The 22890-nt window shown below is 59.2% G+C and carries 20 protein-coding genes; 9 read left to right on the forward strand and 11 right to left on the reverse strand.

Annotated elements, in window-relative coordinates; translation table 11 throughout:
• Positions 1–48: 48 nt before the first annotated feature.
• The 3 genes from CBB62_15270 to CBB62_15280 are packed head-to-tail and all read left to right on the forward strand — an operon-like array spanning position 49 to position 4456.
• Positions 49–2733 carry an alanine--tRNA ligase gene (locus CBB62_15270; protein ID OUT39715.1) on the forward strand — a complete coding sequence of 895 codons (2685 nt, stop codon included), beginning with the start codon at positions 49–51 and terminating at the stop codon, positions 2731–2733.
• 50 nt (positions 2734–2783) lie between these two features.
• Entirely contained in the window at positions 2784–3584 is an 801-nt protein-coding gene (locus CBB62_15275; GenBank protein OUT39716.1) for a hypothetical protein, read from the forward strand.
• A complete protein-coding gene (locus CBB62_15280) occupies positions 3581–4456 on the forward strand; it encodes an ATP-binding protein (protein ID OUT39717.1) in 876 nt (291 codons plus the stop codon). Before CBB62_15275 ends, CBB62_15280 begins: the two co-directional genes overlap by 4 nt.
• A 69-nt stretch (positions 4457–4525) precedes the next feature.
• Here the strand turns inward: CBB62_15280 and CBB62_15285 are convergent, their stop codons facing one another.
• Positions 4526–5194, reverse strand: a complete 669-nt coding sequence (locus tag CBB62_15285; protein ID OUT39718.1) for a hypothetical protein — start codon at positions 5192–5194, stop codon at positions 4526–4528.
• 182 nt (positions 5195–5376) lie between these two features.
• Here CBB62_15285 and CBB62_15290 point away from each other — a divergent pair, with 182 nt between their 5' ends.
• Entirely contained in the window at positions 5377–6564 is a 1188-nt protein-coding gene (locus tag CBB62_15290; GenBank protein OUT39719.1) for a VWA domain-containing protein, read from the forward strand.
• A 76-nt stretch (positions 6565–6640) separates the two neighbouring features.
• The gene (locus CBB62_15295) at positions 6641–8083 is read left to right on the forward strand and encodes a hypothetical protein (protein ID OUT39720.1); all 1443 of its coding nucleotides are present in this window, start codon (positions 6641–6643) and stop codon (positions 8081–8083) included.
• 26 nt (positions 8084–8109) lie between these two features.
• Here CBB62_15295 and CBB62_15300 read toward each other — a convergent pair whose 3' ends face one another.
• Positions 8110–8865: a hypothetical protein gene (locus tag CBB62_15300; protein OUT39721.1), complete on the reverse strand. Its 756-nt coding sequence runs from the start codon at positions 8863–8865 to the stop codon at positions 8110–8112.
• Positions 8866–9060: 195 nt separating this feature from the next.
• Between CBB62_15300 and CBB62_15305 the strand changes: the two genes are divergently transcribed.
• A complete protein-coding gene (locus CBB62_15305; protein OUT39722.1) occupies positions 9061–10542 on the forward strand; it encodes an isocitrate dehydrogenase in 1482 nt (493 codons plus the stop codon).
• 19 nt (positions 10543–10561) lie between these two features.
• Here the strand turns inward: CBB62_15305 and CBB62_15310 are convergent, their stop codons facing one another.
• Positions 10562–10912, reverse strand: a complete 351-nt coding sequence (locus CBB62_15310; GenBank protein ID OUT39723.1) for a hypothetical protein — start codon at positions 10910–10912, stop codon at positions 10562–10564.
• A 246-nt stretch (positions 10913–11158) separates the two neighbouring features.
• Between CBB62_15310 and CBB62_15315 the strand changes: the two genes are divergently transcribed.
• Genes CBB62_15315 through CBB62_15325 form a run of 3 tightly spaced genes read left to right on the forward strand, consistent with a single transcriptional unit; the run spans position 11159 to position 14777 of the window.
• The gene (locus CBB62_15315) at positions 11159–11827 is read left to right on the forward strand and encodes a hypothetical protein (protein ID OUT39724.1); all 669 of its coding nucleotides are present in this window, start codon (positions 11159–11161) and stop codon (positions 11825–11827) included.
• Positions 11799–13166, forward strand: a complete 1368-nt coding sequence (locus CBB62_15320; protein OUT39725.1) for a hypothetical protein — start codon at positions 11799–11801, stop codon at positions 13164–13166. Before CBB62_15315 ends, CBB62_15320 begins: the two co-directional genes overlap by 29 nt.
• 45 nt (positions 13167–13211) lie before the next feature.
• The gene (locus tag CBB62_15325) at positions 13212–14777 is read left to right on the forward strand and encodes a ribosome biogenesis GTPase Der (protein OUT39726.1); all 1566 of its coding nucleotides are present in this window, start codon (positions 13212–13214) and stop codon (positions 14775–14777) included.
• Positions 14778–14783: 6 nt separating this feature from the next.
• Here CBB62_15325 and CBB62_15330 read toward each other — a convergent pair whose 3' ends face one another.
• The 8 genes from CBB62_15330 to CBB62_15365 form a co-directional block, all read right to left on the reverse strand.
• Positions 14784–15485: a hypothetical protein gene (locus CBB62_15330; GenBank protein OUT39727.1), complete on the reverse strand. Its 702-nt coding sequence runs from the start codon at positions 15483–15485 to the stop codon at positions 14784–14786.
• A gap of 79 nt (positions 15486–15564) precedes the next feature.
• Positions 15565–16233: a hypothetical protein gene (locus CBB62_15335; GenBank protein ID OUT39728.1), complete on the reverse strand. Its 669-nt coding sequence runs from the start codon at positions 16231–16233 to the stop codon at positions 15565–15567.
• Between the two features lie 119 nt (positions 16234–16352).
• Positions 16353–17840, reverse strand: coding sequence for an amidophosphoribosyltransferase (locus CBB62_15340; protein ID OUT39849.1), 1488 nt, complete (start codon positions 17838–17840; stop codon positions 16353–16355).
• A gap of 49 nt (positions 17841–17889) precedes the next feature.
• Positions 17890–18651, reverse strand: coding sequence for a hypothetical protein (locus tag CBB62_15345; GenBank protein ID OUT39729.1), 762 nt, complete (start codon positions 18649–18651; stop codon positions 17890–17892).
• Positions 18651–20075: a DNA repair protein RadA gene (locus tag CBB62_15350; GenBank protein OUT39730.1), complete on the reverse strand. Its 1425-nt coding sequence runs from the start codon at positions 20073–20075 to the stop codon at positions 18651–18653. Before CBB62_15350 ends, CBB62_15345 begins: the two co-directional genes overlap by 1 nt.
• Positions 20075–20884: an ABC transporter ATP-binding protein gene (locus tag CBB62_15355; protein ID OUT39731.1), complete on the reverse strand. Its 810-nt coding sequence runs from the start codon at positions 20882–20884 to the stop codon at positions 20075–20077. Before CBB62_15355 ends, CBB62_15350 begins: the two co-directional genes overlap by 1 nt.
• Positions 20881–21672: an ABC transporter permease gene (locus CBB62_15360; GenBank protein ID OUT39732.1), complete on the reverse strand. Its 792-nt coding sequence runs from the start codon at positions 21670–21672 to the stop codon at positions 20881–20883. Before CBB62_15360 ends, CBB62_15355 begins: the two co-directional genes overlap by 4 nt.
• Positions 21673–21715: 43 nt before the next feature.
• Positions 21716–22849 (reverse strand): alanine racemase, encoded by a 1134-nt coding sequence (locus CBB62_15365; protein OUT39733.1) that lies wholly within the window; start codon positions 22847–22849, stop codon positions 21716–21718.
• Between the last annotated feature and the right edge of the window lie 41 nt (positions 22850–22890).

Genomic DNA, 22890 nt, shown 5'->3' on the forward strand with positions numbered 1-22890 from the left:
ATTGGTGACGACCAGACTTCCAACTCGATTATATAAAGTCATCCGATCATGAGCAGCGGCGCCACAACCAACGCAATCCGTCAAAAATTCATCGATTTCTTTGCCGATGCCGGTCATCAGCCTGTTGCATCCAGCCCGCTGGTGCCGCGCAATGATCCGACCCTGATGTTCACCAATGCCGGGATGGTTCAGTTCAAGAACGTATTCACCGGCACCGAGCAGCGTGATTACAAACGCGCCGTGACGTCACAGAAATGCGTGCGTGCCGGTGGCAAGCACAATGATCTGGAGAATGTCGGCTATACCGCCCGGCACCACACCTTCTTCGAGATGCTCGGCAACTTCTCCTTCGGCGATTATTTCAAGGAAAACGCCATTGAGTATGCCTGGAACCTGATTACCCGGGATTATGGCCTGCCGAAAGACAAGCTGCTGGTTACCGTCTATTCCGAGGATGATGAGGCCCACGCCCTTTGGAAAAAAATTGCCGGCTTGAGCGATGAAAAAATCATCCGCATTCCGACCTCCGACAATTTCTGGGCCATGGGCGATACCGGCCCCTGCGGTCCGTGTTCCGAAATCTTTTTCGACCATGGCGATCATATCCCCGGTGGCCCGCCGGGCAGCCCGGATGAGGATGGCGACCGGTTCATCGAAATCTGGAACCTCGTCTTCATGCAGTTCGAACAGGTTTCGCTCGAAGAGCGGATCAGCCTGCCGAAACCGTCGATTGATACCGGCATGGGGCTGGAGCGGATTGCCGCCGTCCTGCAGGGCAAGCATGACAATTACGATATTGACCTGATGCGCGCCCTGATCGAGGCATCGGCCAATGTCACCAATGGCGAGCCGGATGGCGAGCGTGCGGTTTCCCACCGGGTTATTGCCGACCATTTGCGCGCCACCAGCTTCCTGATTGCCGATGGCGTGCTGCCATCGAATGAAGGTCGTGGCTATGTCCTGCGCCGGATCATGCGCCGCGCCATGCGTCATGCCCATCTGCTCGGTGCGGAAGAGCCGGTGGTGTACAAACTGGTGCCGGCGCTGATCGCCCAGATGGGTGAGGCATTCCCGGAACTGCGCCGTGCCGAGGCGCTGATTACCGAGACCCTGAAGCTCGAGGAATCCCGGTTCAAGAAGACCCTGTCCCGCGGTCTTGGCCTGCTTGATCAGGAGAGTGCGAAACTGGGCGATCGCGGTACGCTGCCCGGCGATGTGGCGTTCAAGCTCTATGACACCTATGGCTTCCCGCTTGACCTGACGCAGGATGTGCTGCGCGGCGAGGGCAAGACTGTCGATACCGACGGCTTCAATGCCGCGATGGAACAGCAGAAGGCCGAAGCCCGCAAGGCATGGGCCGGGTCCGGCGAGGCGGCAACCGAAACCGTCTGGTTCGAGCTGCGTGAGCAGGTCGGTGCCACCGAATTCCTCGGCTATGATACCGAACATGCAGAGGCTGAAATCCGCGCACTGGTTGCTGATGGCAAACCGGTTGAGAGCATCGCTGCTGGCGGGGAGGGCTTTGTCATCACCAACCAGACCCCGTTCTATGGTGAGAGCGGCGGCCAGATGGGCGATACCGGCGGGCTGTTCAGCGCCGAAGGCGTCGAGGCCACGATCACCGATACCCAGAAGAAGCTCGGCGATCTGTTCGTGCATGTGGTCAAGGTGACCAAGGGCACCCTGAAAAAGGGGCTCGCGGTTGAGTTGAGTGTCGACAACACCCGCCGCTCACGCATCCGCGCCAACCACTCGGCAACCCACCTGCTGCACGAGGCGCTGCGCCGCCATCTGGGCGATCATGTGGCCCAGAAAGGCTCGCTCGTGGCACCGGAACGCCTGCGTTTCGATATTTCACACCAGAAGCCGATGAGCGCTGATGAACTGATCGAGATCGAACGCGAGGTGAATGCCCGCATTCGTGAGAACTCGCCGGTCACCACCCGCCTGATGTCGATTGATGAGGCAATGGAGAGCGGTGCCCGCGCACTGTTCGGTGAGAAATACGGCGATGAAGTGCGGGTTGTCTCCATGGGCAAGCCGGAAGCCGGGTCCAATATCGAGTATTCGGTTGAGCTCTGCGGCGGTACCCATGTGGCCCAGACCGGTGATATCGGCATGTTGCGCATCGTCAGCGAGAGCGCGGTGTCTGCCGGTGTCCGCCGGGTTGAGGCGGTGACCGCCGGTGATGCCCTCGAACTGGCCCTGACCCAGGAGCGCCAGTTGCAGGCCACTGCCGAGGCGCTGAAAACCACCCCGGCAACGGTTACCGAGCGGGTACAGGCGCTGCTCGACGAACGCAAGAAGCTGGAACGTGAAGTCAGTGAACTGCGGCGTCAACTGGCGGCTGCCGGTGGTGGCGGTGCCAATTCCAATGATCAGTCAGCGGAAGCCCGCGATGTGGGTGGTGTTGCCTATATCGGTCGGGTATTGGCCGATCTGCCAGCCAAGGAGCTGAAACCGCTCGCCGATACCATGAAGCAGAAACTCGGGTCCGGGGTGGTCGCACTGGTAGCGGTCAGCGAGGGCAAGGCCTCTGTTGTGGTCGGTGTCACCGATGACCTGACCGGCAAGGTCAGTGCGGTTGATCTGGTTCGCGTCGCATCCGATGCCGTTGGCGGCAAGGGCGGCGGCGGTCGTCCCGACATGGCACAGGCCGGTGGTCCGGACGGTGCCGCAGCGGAAGCCGCCCTGAGCGCGGTTGAACAGGCAATCGCTGCCAGCGCAGGCTGAGCGATAGCCACGTGAGACTGCCGCTTAAAAGAACACTGCACTATGACGGGATGCGTGGTCGGGCCGAACGCCTGATCCGTCACCCTGCTTGGGACCCTGTGATCCTCGGGCTGATTATCATCAATGCCATCGTGCTCGGGCTTGAGACTGTACCCTCGGTCATGGAGCCGTTCGGCACGCTGCTGCATCTGATCGACAAGGTCATTCTGTGGCTGTTCGTGGTTGAGCTTGGCATCCGCTTCTTTGTTCACCGGATGCGCTTTTTCCGTGACGGCTGGCGGCTGTTTGATGCCGCCGTGATCGGCATTTCCTTTGTCCCCGATGGCGGCGCACTGTCGATCCTGCGGGCGCTGCGCGTCTTGCGGGTGCTGCGCGTGGTCTCCGTGGTGCCATCCATGCGACGGGTCGTCTCCGGCCTGCTGGCGGCGCTGCCGGGTATGGCTTCGATCATCGGGCTGATGACCGTGTTCTTCTATGTCGCCTCGGTCATGGCGACCAAGCTGTTCGGCCATACCAACCCGGAACTGTTCGGCGATCTGCCCAACAGTGCCTACAGCCTGTTTCAGGTCATGACGCTCGAGGGCTGGGCCGCTGATGTGGTCAACCCGGTTATGGTGTACCATCCCTATGCTTGGGCATTTTTCGTGCCGTTCATCCTGTTCGCCACCTTCACCATGCTGAACCTGTTCATTGCGGTGATGGTCAGTGCGATCCAGATCGAGCAGCATGAATTCGAGGAAGAAATCGAGGCGATTGCCCATGGCGAGGGCGACCGGGTGCTGGCTGAAATGGCAGCAATCCGCGCACAGCTGGACCGGTTGGAACAGATGGGGCAGGCAGGTAAATCATGAGCGATGCAACACAATCAGGTCCGGGCCAGCGCTTTGACGGCAGCGACAGCTATGTGACCACGCCGGATCTGGCTGTGGCGGTGAATGCCGCGATTGCCCTTGAACGCCCCTTGCTGATCAAGGGCGAGCCGGGGACCGGCAAGACCGTTCTGGCCCGCGAGGTTGCCGCGAGCCTCGGTGCGCCGCTGATCGAATGGCATGTGAAATCCACCACCAAGGCTCAGCATGGCCTCTATGAATATGACGCCGTGCGCCGGTTGCGTGATGGCCAGCTCGGTGAAGAGCGGGTGCATGACATCGGCAATTACATTGTGCGTGGCAAGCTGTGGGAAGCGCTCGACAGTGAGGTGCGCCCGGTTCTGTTGATCGATGAGATCGACAAGGCCGATATCGAGTTCCCCAATGATCTGCTGCAGGAACTCGACCGTATGGAGTTCTATGTCCACGAGACACAGCAGACGGTGACGGCCAAAAACCGGCCGATTGTCTTCATCACCTCGAATAACGAGAAGGAGCTGCCCGACGCCTTTCTGCGCCGCTGTTTCTTCCACTATATCCGGTTCCCCGAGCCGGAGGTCATGGCCTCCATCGTCGATGTGCATTTTCCAAATCTGCGCGACCGGCTGTTGCAGGAAGCGCTGACGGTTTTCTATGAACTGCGTGAGATACCGGGCCTGAAAAAGCCGCCATCCACATCCGAACTGCTCGACTGGATCAAGCTTCTCATGGTCGAGGACATTGATCCCGAGGTGCTGCGCAATGCCGATCCCAAGACCGCCTTGCCGCCGCTCTATGGTGCCTTGCTGAAAACCGAGCAGGACGTCCATCAGTTGGAGCGGCTCGCCTTCCTGCATCGGCGCGAGCAGGGATAAAAAACAGGCCGATGCGCATGGCATCGACCTGTCAGTTTGCAACCCTGTTGGTTTCTTGAAACCGGTTTCTTAGAACTTGTAGCCGACGCCGACGCCGACGATCCATGGATCGATATCCACATCGGCATTCACCCGGCCAAGGGTTGTATCAATGGTCACATCGGTGTTGATGAAGACCTTCTTCACATCGAAGTTCACGAACAGATTGTCAGAGACGAAGTAGTCGACGCCTGCCTGCAGGGCAAAGCCGAAGCTGTCGTCATAATCGATCCCGGTAACCGGGCCACCGCCTGGAATATCGTCGCTGAAGAAGTGGGTGTAGTTGATACCGGCACCGAAATACGGGCTCAACTTGTCCTTCGGCAGTGGATGATACTGCACGGTCAGGGTAGGTGGCAGCAGCCAGACATCGCCGAGGTCCACATTACCGACAGAGGTGCCGGTTGCCGTTACATCATGCGGGGTAACCGCCGCGATCAGCTCAAGCGCGATGTTGTCGGTGATGAAGTAGGAGAAATCGACCTCGGGCACGAAGCTCTCATCGATATCCGTATCGCCACCGATCGGGCTGATGCTCGCATCTTCGCTTGGTGCCACCAGCAGGCCGCGGGCGCGGATCATGAAGTCACCAGCGGATTTACCGGTGAAGACCTCTTCCGCCTGCGCTGTTGCCGGTGTGAAACCGGCAGCAATCAGGCCGGCGACGGCCGCAACCGTCAGTGCATTTTTCAGTTCCATAGTCTTTGTCCCCAATACGCCGCGTCGCAGGATGCAGGCGCGTGCCACATTTGATAGGGTCGTCATACGCCCGTCGTGATTCGTTTGTGTTGATACAGATCAATTTTTTGAACGATCATGGACCATGCTGCTGGTCCCGTTGCATGGTGTGACGTGAATGCAGCAAACCCGAATGGCACAGGATGTTTCCGACCTTCTTCTATCAACTGCGCGAGGCACGCTTGCCGGTCAGCCTGCAGGAATACCTGATGCTGATGGCGGCGATGCAGGCAGGGTTGGCACGGTTCTCTGTCGAGGAATTCTATTTTCTGTCGCGCGCCACACTGGTGAAGGACGAACGTCATCTCGACCGCTTCGATCAGGTGTTCGGACAGGTATTCAAGGGCATCGAGAGCGACGCCACCGGACTTGAGGAGATTATGGCCAGTCTGCCGGAAGAGTGGTTGCGGAGACTTGCGGAGAAGCATCTGAGCCCGGAAGAGATGGCCGATGTCGAGGCGCTGGGCGGGTTCGACAAACTGATGGAAACCCTGAAACAGCGTCTGGCTGAACAGGAGAAACGCCATCAGGGCGGCAATAAATGGATTGGTACGGCGGGCACATCGCCCTTCGGTGCCTATGGCTATAACCCGGAAGGGGTGCGCATCGGACAGGATGAGAGCCGTCACAAACGCGCGGTCAAGGTCTGGGACCAGCGCCAGTTCCGCAATCTCGATGACAGCGTCGAGCTGGGTACGCGCAATATCAAGGTAGCACTGCGCCGCCTGCGCCAGTTCGCCCGCACCGGTGCGCCGACCGAGCTTGATCTCGACGGCACGGTGAAGGCGACGGCGGAGAATGCCGGGTGGCTCGATCTGAAAATGCGGCCCGAGCGGCATAATGCGGCCAAGGTGCTGATCTTCTTCGATATCGGCGGCTCAATGGACCCGTTTATCCGGTCCTGTGAGGAGCTGTTCTCCGCTGCCCGGACAGAGTTCAAGCATCTGGAGTATTTCTACTTCCACAACTGCCCCTATGAACGCTTGTGGCAGGACAATGCCCGGCGGCAGTCGGACACCGTGCCGACCGAAGAGGTGATGCGCACCTATGCCAGCGATTACCGGGTGATCTTTGTCGGGGATGCCGCCATGAGCCCCTATGAAATCAGCCATCCCGGCGGATCGGTTGAGCACTGGAACGAAACCGCAGGCGGTATCTGGCTGCAGCGGCTGCGTGAGGTCTATCCCAATTCGGTATGGCTCAACCCGGTACAACAGGATTACTGGCGCTATACCCACTCAACCCGGTTGATCAAACAGATATTCGAAGACCGGATGTACCCGCTGACCCTCGAGGGGCTGGATCAGGCCATGCAGGTTCTCGGGCGGTAGGAAACTTGCCTGTTGGCGCTTTCGATCGAGTGTGTGATTTCACTGGCAACCTATCTCCCCGATACAGGAAGTTGCCATGCCCAGCGCCCGCGAAGTTCGTGCAAAATTTGAAACCCTGATCGATGGCCAGAGCCGTCTGATCGAAACCCTGCAGAGTGAGCAGGAGCAAACGCTTCGCGCTGCCAATGAAGAGCGTACACCGGTTCTGGCCGCTGTTAAGAAACTTGCAGCAGCCCGGATAACCGGACCGGATGGAGAGCTTGGCAAATTCAGTGCACCGAAGACCGATGCCCATGCCGCGCTTGATCCGGCGAAGATGTGGGCCGACCTCAATGCCGATAGCATTGCTGCCGGTAAAGAGTACGCAGGGGTCAGGGAGCATGACCTCGGTCGTGACATGAAGACAGCGATTGATGATCGCAACAAGGCACAGGCGACTGCAGACAACGCCGACAGCAAACGCAAGGGCCTGCTCAAGGTCGTTCAGCCGATCATTGAGGCAAATGAGAAGCTGAAGGCAGCTGGCAAGCCCGAAATCGGCAAGAACACGAGCACGGAATATGCCAGCGGCCAATATTGGCGTTATCTGACCGATCCAGATTTCCGTCAGGCCCGCTCAGCCATTGCCAAATATGAGAAGCTGGCGAAGGGTTATCATTTCCGTCCCGATCATACCGGCAATCCGTTTGATGATGTCGCGTCATATCAGGGGGCAGTGAAAGCCAAGGCAGCCGCTACGACAAAGGCGGAAGGGTTCCAGAACGAAATCAATGCCATCGGCTTGCGGGAACGGATGCTTGATGAAGGGCAGATTGCCGAACGGGTGCGCAAGGCTGTGGTCGAGCGAGCCGTTGATGCTGATTATGTCGATCAGCTTGCCCGGAATTTTCCGAAGGCCGGTGTCGCCGAGACCCTGCCGAATGCAGTCAAGGCCAAGGCTCTCGAGGCGGTTGCGACCGATCTTGGCAGCCAGATCAGCACCGCAGAGACGACCAAAGCCCAGCTTGAGAAACCGATGAGCAAGCTGCGCCGTGCCGGTGGTCGCAGTGTGCGCGTTGATGCCGATGACATTGCCTATAAGGTGACCGGCCAGAATGCGATGGCGCGGATGCGGGCATCAAATGCCGCATCTGTACGTGACAGTGTTCGCAGTCACCAGTTCACCGATACCTCCAGCGCCACGAACATGTATCTGCTGATGACCGTGGCCATTCTCGCTTCCTCGGACAATGATTCATACTTCAGTGCCAAACAGCTTGAGGCCAGCACCGATGCCCTTGATCAGGCCGGGCTCAATCTCGATGACCTGACCCCCGATGTCAGCAATATCGATGTTGCCCTGACCGATACTGGCATCGACATCGCTGAATTTGATCTCAAAGGTGTTGATGTGGGTGATTTCCACGTTGATGTCGGCGGTATCGACAGTGGCATCGGCAGCATCGACAGTGGCCTGTCGTCAATCGATGTCGGTGGTGGCATGAGCATGGGCGGCGGATTTGACAGCGGCGGTTTCTAGTCGCTAGCCGTAAGTAATTCTGATCGTCAGTAGCGGTATTTCGGCACGTCGTCCGAGCGGATGAGGCTTGCCACCTGACCGGTGAGGCTGTTCCAGCGGAATGCCTTGCGCCAGACCGTCGGCACATGTTTCAGCGGGTTCAGCATGACCGCCAGAAACGGATACTTGCCGGGCAGGCGATCACAGATGATCAGTTCGACGAAGCAGTAATGCTCATATTCGCGTCCGAAGGCATAGTTGAAACCGGTTGCTTCCTTGGCCGGGTCTGGTGCTTCCTTGACGAGGCGGACCGTGCCGGATGGCGTTACTTCCGCTACCTGATTGGCGGCGGTCTCGATCCGGTTCAGGACGACACCGGGTATGCGTGCCGCCTCAATCGGCTTACAGAACCGCTCCCGGCTCTCGTGATCGGCAAAGGCAACGCCCACATAGCGGCGGCTGACCAGACAATGCCCCTCGCAGGAGGAATAGGTCAGGTAGCGCTTTGATTTCAGGGCACGTACCAGCGGTTCGACACCCGGCTCCACATTCTCCCAGAACCGGTCGGCATAGGGCGAGACGAAGTAATAGACCGGGTTGCCGTTCCGATCGAGACCGCCATTGATCCGGCCATTGGGCTGGCGCTTGTTCACCGTCTCGAAATACAGCTTGTGCAGGATTTCGTTGAGGGTTTCCGGTCGCTTTTCAATATCGATCTGTTCCCAGCCCGGACGGTCCGGTCCCGGTGCGACCTGCTCCGGCGGGTCGGCCAGTGTGGCTGGAGTGGGGAACAGTTCACGCATGGTTCAGCTGTATACCTTTGGCCGCTGGTGAGGTGTCCATGATAAGTGACTGTCGGTAAAGTAACAATTCTTGCGTTCACTGCCCAGTATCTGGTGCGCAAAATGCAGTTCCATGTTAAGAATTTAGCGTTCTGGTTATGGCAGAGTGAAGGCCGTAATCAGTTGTCTTGTCTATTTACCCCATGAGGACCTGAAATGAACGGGAACTCCCCAACGGACGGCGCGACCGGTCTCGTGCCAATTACCATTGCCCGTGGTGATGGTATCGGCCCCGAGATCATGGAGGCCACACTTGCCATTCTGGAGGCGGCCAAGGCCCGTCTCGACATTACCGAAATCGAAATCGGTGAAGCCATGTTCAACAAGGGCTTCGCTGCCGGTATCGCCCCGGAGAGCTGGGACGTGCTGCGCAAGAACAAGGTGTTCCTGAAGGCACCGATCACCACCCCGCAGGGCGGTGGCTTCAAATCCCTCAACGTGACGGTCCGCAAGGGGCTCGGCCTGTATTCAAACGTCCGGCCTTGCGTTTCCTATCATCCGTTTGTCACCACCCGCCATCCGGATATGGATGTGGTGATCATCCGGGAGAACGAGGAAGATCTCTATGCCGGGATCGAGTATCGCCAGACCGATGATGTCTATCAGTGTCTGAAGCTGATCTCACGCCCCGGTTGTGAACGCATCGTCCGCTATGCCTTTGAATATGCCCGCGCCAACCACCGCAAGAAGGTGACGGCGTTCGTCAAGGACAACATCATGAAAATCACCGATGGCATCTTCCATCAGGTGTTTGATGAGGTTGCTGCCGACTACCCTGATATCGAAGCTGATCACCTGATCGTTGATATCGGTGCGGCCCGTATTGCCGATACACCGGAAATGTTTGACGTTATCGTCACGCTCAACCTCTATGGCGATATCATCTCGGATATTGCGGCCCAGATCACCGGGTCGGTCGGTCTTGCCGGTTCGGCCAATATCGGCGACCAGTCTGCCATGTTCGAGGCGATCCACGGTTCCGCCCCGCCGATTGCAGGCAAGGGGATTGCCAACCCATCGGGCCTGTTGCTGGCCTCGGTCATGATGCTGATCCATATCGGTCAGCCGGATGTGGCCGAGAACATCCACAATGCGTGGCTGACCGCCATTGAGCGCGGCTATCACACCGGCGATATCTTTGATCGCAAACACTCCAAACAGCGCTGCACGACCAAGGAATTCACGCAGGCGGTTATCGATTGCCTCGGTGAGAAGCCAGAGCAGATGACGCCGGTGACCTATTCACCGAAAGAGACCGATCGCAACCAGTCCGGCATTCGCCTGACCGTGCCGGAACCGGCGAAGAAGGATCTGGTCGGTGTCGATGTTTTTATCGACAACCGCGATCTGACGACCGAGGAGCTGGCAGAGAAGCTCAAGGAGACCGGTGGTGAGGTGATGAACCTGCAGGTGATCTCGAACCGAGGCACCAAGGTCTGGCCCGATGGTCTGCCGGAGACATTCTGCTCGGATCACTGGCGTTGCCGTTATGCGGGCAAGAACAATGCGATTGTCAGCCATGGCGATGTCATTGAGCTGCTGAAGCGGATTGATGCAACCGGCCTTGATTTCATCAAGACCGAGCATCTGTACGACTTCGATGGCCGTCCCGGCTATTCCGCCGCGCAAGGCTCATAAGGCCGGACAATTCTCGTAATCAGTCACGGACAAGCCTGGGGCGATCTCTCATGATTGAGAGTATCTCACCCAGGCTTTGGCTTTTCTTGATCCGCTTCTCGCCGTGAAACAGCTGGAACCCGGTCCGTTTGCGCTTGTGGTCGGTGGTTTTGATCACCGTGAGCAGGGGTGATTCGTGTGCATGCCGGAAAACCGAGAACATGGCTGCATCGCTCAGGTGGTCGATTGCATAGTCCCGCCAATCTCCTTTTGCGACAAACTCACTGTAGAGGCCGAGGAGTTGGGTTAATTCCGCTCTGTCGAAAAAGACCTTTGAATTCTTGGCTTTAGGCTTGTTCTGATAGTCCGAGAGGCGGATCAGATGGGGCATGCAGGCTCCTCGTTTTGATATACCTGTAGGCGGCGGTCGTCGGTTATCTCAATCGTAGGTCAGCTGTGTGGTGGTCACATTTGTGCAATCCACCCCATTATCGTGCCGTTCATATGTATATATGGTCAACTGCCCTTTGTTTTCCGGCCCAAAGATGGCTATACCATCCTCACAAAATTATCCGGTTGATGCGGCCCTGTTACGGTGCCTCAGACTACCCGAACCATTGCTGGCAGGACCCGACTGATGAGCGAGCTATTTCGAGAAATCGATAGTGAGTTGCGACAAGACAAAGCGCGCGAATGGCTGTTGCGATACGGCCCGCGCATTCTGATCGTGTGCGTGATCGGAATTTTTCTTGTCGCCATCGGCGTCTATCTGCGTGAGCAGGAAATGGAACGCCGGGAAGCTGCGACCGCTGAACTCATAGGTATCGTCGGTGAGGGGCCGCGCCCGACCGACCTTTCGGTCGAGCAACTCCAGCAATATGTCGCGAACACCAAGGGCGAGATTGCCGCAATCGGGCAGTTCCACCTCGCCGGTGAACTGGCACGTGATGGTGATGTCGATGGTGCTCTCGCCAATTACAAGGAGCTGGCGGCCAATAGCGACCTGACACAGGAGCTGCGTGATCTGGCCTCGCTCTACAGCATCATGCTGCGCATGAATGACGAGAGCCAGACGGCGGATGCCCTGATCGCCGAGCTGGCCCCACTGACCGGTGCTGATGTTGCCTGGAACCTGACGGCACAGGAACTGACCGCATTGCTGCATATCAAGAACGGGAATGAAGAGCAGGGGCGTCAGATCATTGCCGATCTGCTCGAGGTAACGAACCTGCCACTCGGCATGCGTCGTCGCTTGTTCCAATGGACGGAGATTTACGGTGAGCCTGCCAACCCTGAACAATCCTGATCGGTTGCCTGTGTTTGCACGGACAGTCTGTGTCGCGCTTGGTCTGCTGGTTAGCCTGACCGCTTGCGATACAGTCGGCGACTTCTTTGAGGATGACGCGCCGCCGCCATTGCCGGGCAAGCGCCTCTCCGTACTGCAGCTTGAAACCCAGCTTGAGCCTGACCCCGAACTGTCCCAGCTACAGGTCTCGCTGCCGGGTGAGTTCGGCAACAGCCAGTGGCCACAGGCCGGTGGTTATCCGGACCACAATATGGGGCATCTGGCGCTCGGCCCGTTGCTGCAGGAAAAGTGGCGGGCAAATATCGGCACCGGCTCGTCCCGCAGTGTCCGTCTCGTTGCCCAGCCGGTGGTCAGTGATGGCCGGGTCTATACCCTCGATGCCGATGCTGGTCTGCGTGCCTATAATCTCGAGACCGGCCGCGAGCTGTGGTCGGTGGAAACCCGCCTCGACAATGAGGATGATGATGTCCTGACCGGTGGCATTGCCGTTGCCGGTGACCGGATTTTTGTTACCACGGGCTATGCCACCCTTGCGGCATTTGAAATCCAGAATGGCGGCGAGTTGTGGCGGCAGCGTCTGGCGGCCCCGTCGCGCGCGGCACCGACCGTGGTGCAGGGCAAGGTCTTTGTCCTGACCGTCGACAACCAGCTGTTCGCCTATGATGCCGAAACCGGCACTGTCGGCTGGAGCCACAGCGGTCTGAGCGAGGCTGCGGGCCTGCTCGGTGCGGCAAGCCCGGCATCCGATGGCACGGTTATCGTTGTCGGCTATTCCTCGGGTGAGCTCCATGGCCTGCGGGTCGAGAACGGATCATCGGTCTGGCAGGACAGCCTGGCCCCGGTCCGTCGCCTCGGCATGATGGCCAGCCTTGCCGATATTCAATCCATGCCGGTGATTGCTAATGGTACCGTCTATGCCATCAGCCACGCGTCGCGTTTCCTTGCGATTGATATCCGCAACGGCAACCGTCTCTGGCAGCGCCGTATCGGCAGCACGGCAAACCCGGTTGTGGCGGGCGATTTCATCTTCGTGCTGACCAATGAGAATGAGCTGGTTGCGATGACCCGGCAGGATGGGCGCATCCGCTGGACGCTGCAGCTGCCACGCTATGAGGATGAGGAGGACCGCGAGGACCCGATCATCTGGACGAGCCCGGTCCTGGCCGGTGGCCGTCTGATTGTGGCGGGCACCAATGATCAGGTGCTTGAACTGGACCCGAGTGATGGCAGTACCGTGCGCAGTTGGGAAAGCCGGGCGTCGGTTCTGGTTGATCCGGTGGTGGTTGACGGCTATCTGCTGCTGCTTGACGAGACCGGGCGTTTGACGGCCTATCACTAGGTCGGGCTATTTCCGATCATCACCTTTAACCAACGGCATCATGTCATGAGCTTCACCGTCGCGCTGGTAGGCCGCCCCAATGTGGGCAAATCCACGCTGTTCAACCGGCTTGTCGGCAAGCGGGTAGCGCTTGTCCATGACACGCCGGGGCTGACCCGTGACTGGCGGCGCGGCACCGGGCGTATCGGCTCGCTCAATTTCGATGTGCTCGATACCGCGGGGCTTGAGGACGAGCCGGACGAGAAACTCGCGGGCCGGATGCGGCTCAAGACCGAGGAAGCACTCGGCCAAGCCGATGTTGCGCTGTTCCTGATCGATGCCCGTGCCGGTGTTACACCGCTGGATGAATTCTTCGCCAATAAGCTGCGTCGTCACAAGATCCCGGTGATCCTGATTGCCAACAAGGCCGAGGGCAAGGCCGGGGAGAGCGGGTATCTCGAGGCATATTCCCTCGGGCTTGGTGAGCCGCTGCGCCTGTCCGCCGAGCATGGCGATGGCATGAATGTGCTGTTCGATGCCCTGCTGCCTTATGAGGCCGCCGAGGTAACCGAAGCGATCCGCATGCAGACCGAGATCGAGGCCGATGGCTGGGCTGATGTGCCGGAAGAGTATGACGGGGATGATGATGAAGACGACCTCGACGAGATAATTGACGAGGAAGGCGAGGGCGAAGCGGTTAAATCCACGAGCGGCATGGTCCTGCCCGAGGGCGTTGACCCTGAGATGATGATCATCGACGAGGCCGAGGAAGCCAGCCTCGCGGATCAGCTTGAGGCGGAGTTGCGCGCCCGGCCAATCCAGATGGCGATCATCGGTCGTCCGAATGCAGGCAAGTCGACACTGGTCAATACCCTGCTGGGACAGGAACGGATGCTGACCGGGCCGGAGCCGGGTATCACCCGTGATGCCATTGCCAGCGACTGGACCTATGAGGGCTGGACCTTCAATCTGGTCGATACCGCCGGTCTGCGTCGCCGTGCCAAGGTCACCGACCGTCTTGAGCAGATTGCCAATTCGAGCACGCTCAACAGCCTTGATATGGCACAGGTGGTTCTGTTGCTGGTCGATGCCAATGAAGGGCTGGACAAGCAGGACCTGACCATTGCCCGCCGGGTTATCAATGAGGGGCGGGCGCTGGTGATCGGTGTCAATAAATGGGACGCGGTCGATGACCGGGCCATGACCCTGCGCGGGTTCGAGGACCGGTTGCAGACCTCACTGACCCAGGTTGCAGGTGTGCCGCTGGTGACGCTTTCCGGTCTGCGCGGCAAGGGCCTCGACAAGGTGATGGGCGCCGTGCTGCATGTCTATCAGCGCTGGAACACCCGTATTTCCACCGGTCGCCTCAACCGCTGGCTCGATGGCATGATCGGGGCGCATCCGCCACCGGCATCACAGGGGCGTCCGATCCGGCTGCGCTATATGACCCAGATCAAGAACCGGCCACCGCATTTCGCACTCTGGTGTTCGCGCCCGAAAGACCTGCCCGAGAGCTATCGCCGCTATCTCCTCAACGGGATGCGGGAGACATTCGATCTCGGTGGTGTGCCGATGCGGATTTCCATGCGCAAGGCCGACAACCCCTACGCACACAAGGCCCGCAAAACCTGATCGTCATCAGTCGAGGATGATCCGCTCGCCATGGCGGGTGTCATCGGCGCTGGCAAGGGCGATGAAGGCATCTGTCCTTGTTGCCGGGTCCGGTTGCGTGCCCTCCGGCTCACCGGGGAAGGCAATCGCGCGCAGCTTGGTCGCCATCGGACCGGGATCAACCAGATTGACCCGCACCTTGCCATTCGGCACCTCGCTGGCATAACCCATGACCATGCGGTCAAACGCGGCCTTGCTGGCACCATAACCGCCCCAGAACGGTTGCTGATCGACAGCGGCAGCACAGGTAACGCCGATAAACCGGCCATTGCCGCTCAACTGCAGCAGCGGGTCCATGCTACGGATCAGGCGGTAGGGAGCCTGACAGTTGGTACGCCAGGCATCCTCGAACGGCTTGGGATTGCTTTGGGCGATCGGGCTGAGCGTGCCCATATTGGCGGCATTGCTGATCACCACATCAATTTTGCCGAAGCGTTGGTGCAGGGCACCGCCCATGCGGTCGATGGCATCGCTGTCGCGCAGGTCGAGGGGCACGAGGGTTGCGTCCTGACCGGTGGCGGCTTTGATCTGATCGTCGAGAGCCTCAAGCCCGCCGACGGTGCGGGCCACGGCAATGATGTGGTAACCGGCCTTGGCAAAGGCGAGGCCGAGGGCAGCGCCGAGGCCGCGTGACGCCCCGGTAATCAGGCAGATGGGTTGGTCAGTCATGGATCAGGCAGGCGAAAGAAAACGGGGAACAGCCGCCTATCCGGGCAGCCGCATGAAATCGGGCGTAGTTATGCAGAATTTATCGGTTTATGCCACCACCGGGAACATAAACACCACCACCGGATTGCTGCTGTTGCTGCTGGACCGGGCGCGGGGCGTAGAGTGAACTCGCCGGTGCGCGCTGTGGTGATCCGGTCTGTCCGGCATAGCTGCCGCTGCCATCACTGTTTGGTAAGGTGACATTGGGTAGGTTGCGCAGATTATCAGGCAGGCGGCGCGGGTCAGCCGGTGCCATGCTGTTCGGCTGTGCCGCCTGATACTGGCGCAGGGCCTCCATCGGGGTGATGCCGGTGCTGAATGGCTTGAAAGCAGGCTCGTTTGGCATTTCAAGATTGGCGCACATCTTCCACATGGGGATGGCATCCGGCCATTTCTGGGAGCACTCGATCAGAACTCGGTAATGGTCGCTGTTCGGCGGGTAGCTGTTGACCAGTTTGATGTAGTCTTCGAGCTGTTTGATACTATCCTTGCGGCACTGCTCTTCGCGTGGCTGATCGTCGGCCCATGCCTCGTTACACATGTTGACGATGCGTTGACGGAGCTCATCCATCTGTCCGCCCTGTTGCGCATTGGCGGTACCCGGCAGTGTTGTGGAGAGCAGCGATGCGGCGGTGAATACGCCAATAGCGAATTTGACGATATGACCTGAAACGCCTGAAACGGACAGCGTTGTCTGTTGGATGCGCATGATCTCGGTGTTTCCCACTGAACCGGTTTGTTTCACCCGATATTTGCACAAAGCGGCTGAATTTCCCAAGTCTAAACAGCCCTTCACGGAAATATCAGATGCCACCGATGCGCGGTACGTCACGCCTGACGACGGACCTGTACACTCTCGGTACCGATTGCTTCTTTTGCTGCCTTGTCGGTCAAGCGAACCGGATAATCGCCGGTGAAGCACGCGTCACAGAACTGTGGCTGGTTGGTATTGCGCTTGGCCTCGCCAACGGCGCGGTACAGCCCGTCAATGGAGACAAAGCTGAGGCTGTCGGCATTAATCATTTCCGCCATCTTCTTCACCGAATACTGGTGCGCCAGCAGCTTGTCCTGACTTGGCGTATCAACGCCGTAGAAGCAGCTGTGGGTGGTTGGCGGGCTGGAGATGCGCATATGGACCGCCGAGGCACCGGCAGCGCGGATCATCTCGACAATCTTTTTGGAGGTAGTGCCACGCACGATGCTGTCATCGACGAGAACCACGCGCTTGCCTTCGATCAGGCGGCGGTTGGCATTATGCTTGAGTTTGACGCCGAGGTGGCGGATTTCATCGGTCGGCTCAATGAAGGTACGACCAACATAGTGGTTGCGGATGATGCCCAACTCGAACGGGATGCCTGACTGCTCGGCAAAGCCGATGGCCGATGGCACGCCGCTGTCCGGTACCGGTACGACCACATCGGCGAGGGCCGGGCTTTCCTTGGCCAGTTCGCGCCCGATCTGCTTGCGTACCTCATAGACCGACTGGTCGGCGAAGAAGCTGTCGGGGCGTGAGAAATAGACATATTCAAAGATACAGAAGCGTGAGTTCTGTTCGTTGAACGGGCGCATGGTCTGCAGGCCGTTCTTGTCGACCACGACCATTTCACCGGGCTCGATGTCACGGATGAAGGTCGCGCCGATAATATCGAGGGCACAGGTCTCAGAAGACAGCACATAGCTGTCGCCGAGCTTGCCGAGCACCAGTGGCCGGATGCCAAGTGGATCACGGGCACCGATCATCTGTTCATTAGTCATGCAGACGACGGAATAGGCACCTTCAAGCTGGCGCATCGCCTCGACCAGACGGTCGATAACGCTGGCACCACGGGCGAGGGCCATCAGGTGAATGATCACCTCGGTATCAGTGGTTGCCTGAAAGATCGAGCCACGGCGAACCAGTTGCTCGCGGACCGTCAGGGCATTGGTGATATTGCCGTTCTGACCGAGGGCAAAGCCGCCGAATTCCATTTCCGCGAACAGCGGCTGTACATTGCTGGCCTGTTGTGAGCCGCCGGTGGTGGCATACCGGTTGTGGCCAATGGCGATATGGCCCCTGAGCTGCTCGATCACTTCCCGCTTGGAGAAATGGTCGCCGACATGACCGAGGGCGCGGTGGGAAAAGAAGTCATCGCCATCGGTGGAGATGATCCCGGTGCCTTCCTGACCGCGGTGCTGGAGCGCATGCAGACCGAGCGCCGTCAGGGCGGCGGCATCCTCATGTCCGAAGATGCCAAAGACGCCGCATTCCTCGCGCAGCTTGTCATCATCAAACGGATTGGTCGTAAAACCAGCGTCGGTAGTAGTGCAGTCAGTCATCGCCATATCACTAATCCTAAGGCCGTTTCGGGGCAGGCTGGTCGGTTAACTATCTGTTGGCGTCTAATAAGGCCTCAATGGCCTTTCGTTCAATCTCTTTATAGCCGTCACGCAGCAGCGTTGCATCATCATCTTGGCCGGATGCGCCGTTTTCATCGCTGTCGGATGCCTTGCCGTCTTCATCTGCGGATGGCTTGTTCTCGTCTATCGTCTTGACCTCATCCAGCGTTGGACGCGGGCCTGCGCTCTCTTTCGCTGGCTCCAGTGCCTCGTCCAGCCCGATAGCGGCGACGGTTTCCTCAGGCAGTAACTGTATAATTGTGTTGGCACCGAGCAGGATCAAGTTTCCAGATCGTGCTTCCGAGATTGCCGCCTCAACCGATTGCGGGTTGGAGACCAAGAGCAGCACGATATAGGTCAGGCAGATAATCAGTGCACCACGCACCAGCCCGAAGGCAAAGCCGAGGGAGCGATCAAGCGCGCTCAGACTTGATTTGCGGATCGCCTTGGAGATTTGACCGGAGATAAGCGCCATGATCGCCGCGACGATAATGAAGATAACGGTGCCGGTCACCGCCTTGGATATCCAGCCCGCCGGAATGAACTCCTCAACGAAGGGCAGGGCGTAGGGCATGGCAGCGGCGGAAACGAACAGCGCCGTCACCACATTCACCACCTGAAAGAACTCCTTGGTGAAACCGCGGAACAATGCCAGCAGTCCAGAGAGCAGCAGGGTGGCGAGGGCGGCGGCATCCACCCAGTGAAAGGCCGGTATGGTGCCGGCAACAACATTGGCCGCTTCGTTTTCCATCAGGCAACATGCTCCCGGTTGCTGCTGTCGCTTGCAGCATGATTTTCATCGGCATAGTCGATTGCTTGCGGCAGGTCGCCGACCGTGTGAAAGGTCTCAATCGCTATGCCTTCGATTGTTTTCTTGCCCTGTTTTCCCTGCACGCTCTTGGGCATCCAGGCACGGGTGAAGCCAAGCTTCTGGGCTTCCTTGGCGCGGGCATCGGCGCGGGCGACCGAGCGGACCTCGCCGGTCAGGCCGATTTCCCCGAATACCACTGTGCCGGATGGTGCGGGCTTTTCCTTCAGCGCGCTGATGAGGGCAACAGCAACGGCGAGGTCGGCTGCCGGTTCGTTGATCCGCAGCCCACCGGCGACGTTGAGATAGATGTCTTCGGTATGGAAGGTCAGCCCGCAACGGGTTTCCAGCACGGCAAGGATCATCGCCAGCCGGTTGCTGTCCCAGCCAACCACGGCGCGGCGCGGTGTGCCATAGGCGCTGGGCGCGACCAGTGCCTGTATTTCGACCAGCAGCGGGCGGGTGCCCTCGATCCCGGCGAAGACGCAGGTGCCGGGCACCTGTTCCCGACGGTCGGCGAGGAACAGGGCTGAGGGGTTGGCTACCTCGCTAAGGCCAGCTTCGATCATTTCAAACACGCCGATTTCATCGGTGGCACCGAAGCGGTTTTTGACCGTGCGCAGGATGCGGAACGGATGGCCGCGCTCGCCCTCGAAATACAGCACGGTATCGACCATGTGTTCGAGCACACGGGGACCGGCGAGGGTGCCTTCCTTGGTCACATGACCGATCAGAATAATGGCGATATTGCGTTGCTTGGCGATCCGGATCATTTCCTGCGCCGAGGCCCGGACCTGTCCGACGCTGCCGGGGGCGCTGTCGATGGTATCGACAAACATGGTCTGGATTGAGTCGATAATCAGGATATCCGGGCGGTCGGTATCATTCATGGTGGCGACGATATCGCGGACCGAGGTAGCCGCGGCCAGTTGCACCGGTGCCTGTGACAGGCCGAGCCGGGCGGCCCGCATACGGATCTGTTCCAGACCTTCCTCGCCGGAGATATAGGCGACCTTCAGGCTCTGGGACAACGCGCCCGCAACCTGCAGCATCAGGGTCGATTTGCCGATGCCGGGATCGCCGCCAACCAGAAGCGCGCCGCCGGGCACAACACCGCCGCCGCAGACCCGGTCAAACTCGCCGATGCCGGTGAGGTGGCGGGTAACATCGGTGCTTTTGGCCTGCAGATCGGCAAATTCGATTGCCTTGCCCTTGGCGCTGCGATTTTTCAGGCCACCGGGATTGAGGTCTTCCGTGCTCTCCTCGACCAGCGAATTCCAGGCACCGCAGCCATCGCATTTGCCGACCCATTGACCATGGGCAGTCCCGCATTCCTGACAGACGAAGCTGGGGCGTTTTCTGGCCATTATCCCGCTTTCACCTGCATGGCGATCGGGCCTTCGGCGCTGCCGGTGACGAATTGTTCGACATAGGGATTGCCGGAGTTGTCGATCTGGTCAACCGGACCGTTCCAGATCAGCTCGCCCTCATAGAGCATGACAATACGGTCGGCGATCTTGCGGGCGCTGGCCATGTCGTGCGTAATTGATACCGCCGTTGCGCCGAGCGCCTTGACCTGTTCGTTGATCAGCTTGTTGATCACGTCGCTCATGATCGGGTCGAGGCCGGTGGTTGGCTCATCGAAGAAGATGATCTCGGGATTGCCGGCAATGGCGCGGGCGAGGCCGACGCGCTTCTGCATCCCGCCAGAGAGTTCCGCCGGAAACAGATTGGCAACGTCGCTTTTGAGGCCGACCGCCGCCAGCTTCTCAACCGCAACATCACGGGCGGCGGCGCGCGCCATCTTCTTGCCCTGGATCAGGCCAAAGGCGACATTTTCCCAGACGCTCAGACTGTCAAACAGGGCGGCACCCTGAAACAGCATGCCGAAGCGACCGAACTGTTCTTCCTGTTTCTTGCCGCGCAGACCGGTGGTTTCCTCGCCATCGATTTTGATGCTGCCACTATCGGGCTGCATCAGGCCGAGAATACATTTGAGCAGTACGGATTTGCCGGTGCCAGACCCGCCGATGACGACAACGGATTCGCCCTTGCCGACGGTCAGGTCGAGGCCGCGCAGCACATGCTTCGGACCGAATGACTTCTTAAGGTCATTGATCTCGATTTTTGGCTCAACGCCTGTGGCGGCGTCGATAGTGGAAAGCGTCTGGTTCATCCGGCAAAGAACAGTTCGGTAATAAGGTAATTGAGGGTCAGGATCAGGATCGAGGCGGTCACCACGGCATTGGTGGTGGCCTTGCCGACACCCTGCGCGCCGCGACCGGAATGATAGCCCTGATAGCAACCCATGAGCGCGATCACAAAGCCGAAGGCCGATGCCTTGACCAGACCGGAGATAACGTCGATCGGCTCAAGGTATTCCACCGTGCTTTTCAGATAGGCGGCACTGTTGAAATCGAGGATATGCACGCCGACCAGATAGCCGCCCATGACGCCGATGCTGTCAGCGATGATGACCAGCAGGGGCAGGGTGATGGCACCGGCGAGCAGGCGCGGGGCGATCAGGTATTTGAACGGGTTGGTGGACAGGGTCCAGAGCGCGTCGATCTGCTCGGTTACGCGCATGGTGCCGATTTCAGCGGCGGTGGCGGCACCGACCCGTCCCGCAACCATTAGTCCGGCCAGCACGGGGCCAAGCTCACGGGTCATGGACAGAACGACAACCGTGGCAACTGCACCCTCGGCCTGAAAGCGCGAGAAGCCGGTATGGCTCTGCAGGGCCAGCACCATGCCGGTAAACAGCGCGGTCAGGCCGACCACCGGCAGGGAGTAGAAGCCCATCTGCATCAGCTGGCGACCGATCAGCCGCGGGAAATACGGCGGTGTCAGAACATGACAGATGGCCTTGCCGGTAAACAGCCCGAAGCGACCGAGCTGGGCCAGAAGGCCGAGAAAGGCGGCGCCGATCATGGCGATTGGATTGACGGTCTGACTGCTGGCCATTGCTTGATGCTTGTCCGAAAAATACAGGCTTGGATACGGGGGATCAGGATTTGTGTGATGTCTCATAAACCCGGCGATAGCGCTTGCCAAGGCTCGTGAGGATTTCATAGCTGATTGTCTGGTGATCGGTGGCGACATCGTCGAGCGGACGGTTGGGGCCGATGATTTCGACATAATCGCCGGGACGACAGGCCTCGGTGGCAATATCGGTGACATCGATGCCGGTCATGTCCATGGAAATGCGGCCAATGATCGGTGCGTTCAGATCGCCGAAGGCCACACGTCCCTTGCCACTGCCGGTGCGCAGAAAGCCATCGGCATAACCGAGGCCGAGGGTGGCGATCCGGCTGGGGCGTTTCGCGGTCCATGTGGCGCTGTACCCCACATGGGTACCGGCGGGCACATCGCGGACCTGCAAGACGCGGGCGGAGAGCTGGACCACGGGGCTCATCGGGTTGCTGAGATGCGGGGTCGGGTTGCCGCCATAAAGCGCGATGCCCGGGCGTACCATGTTGTAGAGATAATTACTGCCAAGGAAGATCCCGGCGGAGTTGGCGAAACAGGCCTTGGCATTCGGTTCCAGCGGTTCCAGCAGGGCCAGCGCATTGCGGAAATTGTCGAGCTGCTGCAGATTCTGTTCACTGTCATGAACATCGGCAGAGGCCAGATGGCTCATGATGAACTTGACGGTGAAGCCCTTGAAGGCATCCTGATCGCCAGCGAGCTTTTCCACGTCTTCCGGCATCATGCCGAGCCGGGACATGCCGGTATCCAGCTGTATGATCGCGGGCAGTTTGCGCCCGGCGGCGCGGGAGGCGGAGGACCAGCAGGCAAAATCGGCAGGATCATTCAGTACCGGCACCAGCTTATTGCTGATCAACTCGACCTCGGTGCCGCGCAGATAGTTGCTCAAGACCGCGATTTCTGCCTCGGGCAGTATTCGGCGCAGTTCGATGGCTTCATCGACCGTGGCGACGAAGAACCAGCGGCAGCCATTGTCCCATAACACTGGTGCTACCTTGCCGATACCGAGGCCATAGGCATCGGCCTTCACCACGCCAGCGCAGATCGCGGGTTCTACGCGATCCCGGAGCTTCCGGTAATTTGCAGCGATGGCGTCGAGATTGATCCGCAGAATGGCATTGCTGTTGAGCGAGGTAGGCTGGGCGGCATCCATGGGCGAGCAGTTCCAATCGGGGCATTCGGGATGCCCACAAA

This window comes from Micavibrio sp. TMED2 (assembly GCA_002168225.1).
In the GTDB taxonomy this organism is placed as follows: domain Bacteria; phylum Pseudomonadota; class Alphaproteobacteria; order TMED2; family TMED2; genus TMED2.

Excerpts from the sequence above, each read along its gene's own strand:
- CBB62_15270 (OUT39715.1), top strand. The coding sequence starts at position 49 with ATGAGCAGCGGCGCCACAACCAACGCAATCCGTCAAAAATTCATCGAT.
- CBB62_15300 (OUT39721.1), bottom strand. The coding sequence starts at position 8,865 with ATGCGTGAACTGTTCCCCACTCCAGCCACACTGGCCGACCCGCCGGAG.
- CBB62_15365 (OUT39733.1), bottom strand. The coding sequence starts at position 22,849 with ATGGATGCCGCCCAGCCTACCTCGCTCAACAGCAATGCCATTCTGCGG.
- CBB62_15345 (OUT39729.1), bottom strand. The coding sequence starts at position 18,651 with ATGGAAAACGAAGCGGCCAATGTTGTTGCCGGCACCATACCGGCCTTT.
- CBB62_15355 (OUT39731.1), bottom strand. The coding sequence starts at position 20,884 with ATGAACCAGACGCTTTCCACTATCGACGCCGCCACAGGCGTTGAGCCA.
- CBB62_15295 (OUT39720.1), top strand. The coding sequence starts at position 6,641 with ATGCCCAGCGCCCGCGAAGTTCGTGCAAAATTTGAAACCCTGATCGAT.
- CBB62_15275 (OUT39716.1), top strand. The coding sequence starts at position 2,784 with ATGCGTGGTCGGGCCGAACGCCTGATCCGTCACCCTGCTTGGGACCCT.
- CBB62_15350 (OUT39730.1), bottom strand. The coding sequence starts at position 20,075 with ATGGCCAGAAAACGCCCCAGCTTCGTCTGTCAGGAATGCGGGACTGCC.
- CBB62_15360 (OUT39732.1), bottom strand. The coding sequence starts at position 21,672 with ATGGCCAGCAGTCAGACCGTCAATCCAATCGCCATGATCGGCGCCGCC.
- CBB62_15305 (OUT39722.1), top strand. The coding sequence starts at position 9,061 with ATGAACGGGAACTCCCCAACGGACGGCGCGACCGGTCTCGTGCCAATT.
- CBB62_15310 (OUT39723.1), bottom strand. The coding sequence starts at position 10,912 with ATGCCCCATCTGATCCGCCTCTCGGACTATCAGAACAAGCCTAAAGCC.
- CBB62_15315 (OUT39724.1), top strand. The coding sequence starts at position 11,159 with ATGAGCGAGCTATTTCGAGAAATCGATAGTGAGTTGCGACAAGACAAA.
- CBB62_15340 (OUT39849.1), bottom strand. The coding sequence starts at position 17,840 with ATGACTGACTGCACTACTACCGACGCTGGTTTTACGACCAATCCGTTT.
- CBB62_15290 (OUT39719.1), top strand. The coding sequence starts at position 5,377 with ATGTTTCCGACCTTCTTCTATCAACTGCGCGAGGCACGCTTGCCGGTC.
- CBB62_15330 (OUT39727.1), bottom strand. The coding sequence starts at position 15,485 with ATGACTGACCAACCCATCTGCCTGATTACCGGGGCGTCACGCGGCCTC.
- CBB62_15285 (OUT39718.1), bottom strand. The coding sequence starts at position 5,194 with ATGGAACTGAAAAATGCACTGACGGTTGCGGCCGTCGCCGGCCTGATT.
- CBB62_15280 (OUT39717.1), top strand. The coding sequence starts at position 3,581 with ATGAGCGATGCAACACAATCAGGTCCGGGCCAGCGCTTTGACGGCAGC.
- CBB62_15335 (OUT39728.1), bottom strand. The coding sequence starts at position 16,233 with ATGCGCATCCAACAGACAACGCTGTCCGTTTCAGGCGTTTCAGGTCAT.
- CBB62_15325 (OUT39726.1), top strand. The coding sequence starts at position 13,212 with ATGAGCTTCACCGTCGCGCTGGTAGGCCGCCCCAATGTGGGCAAATCC.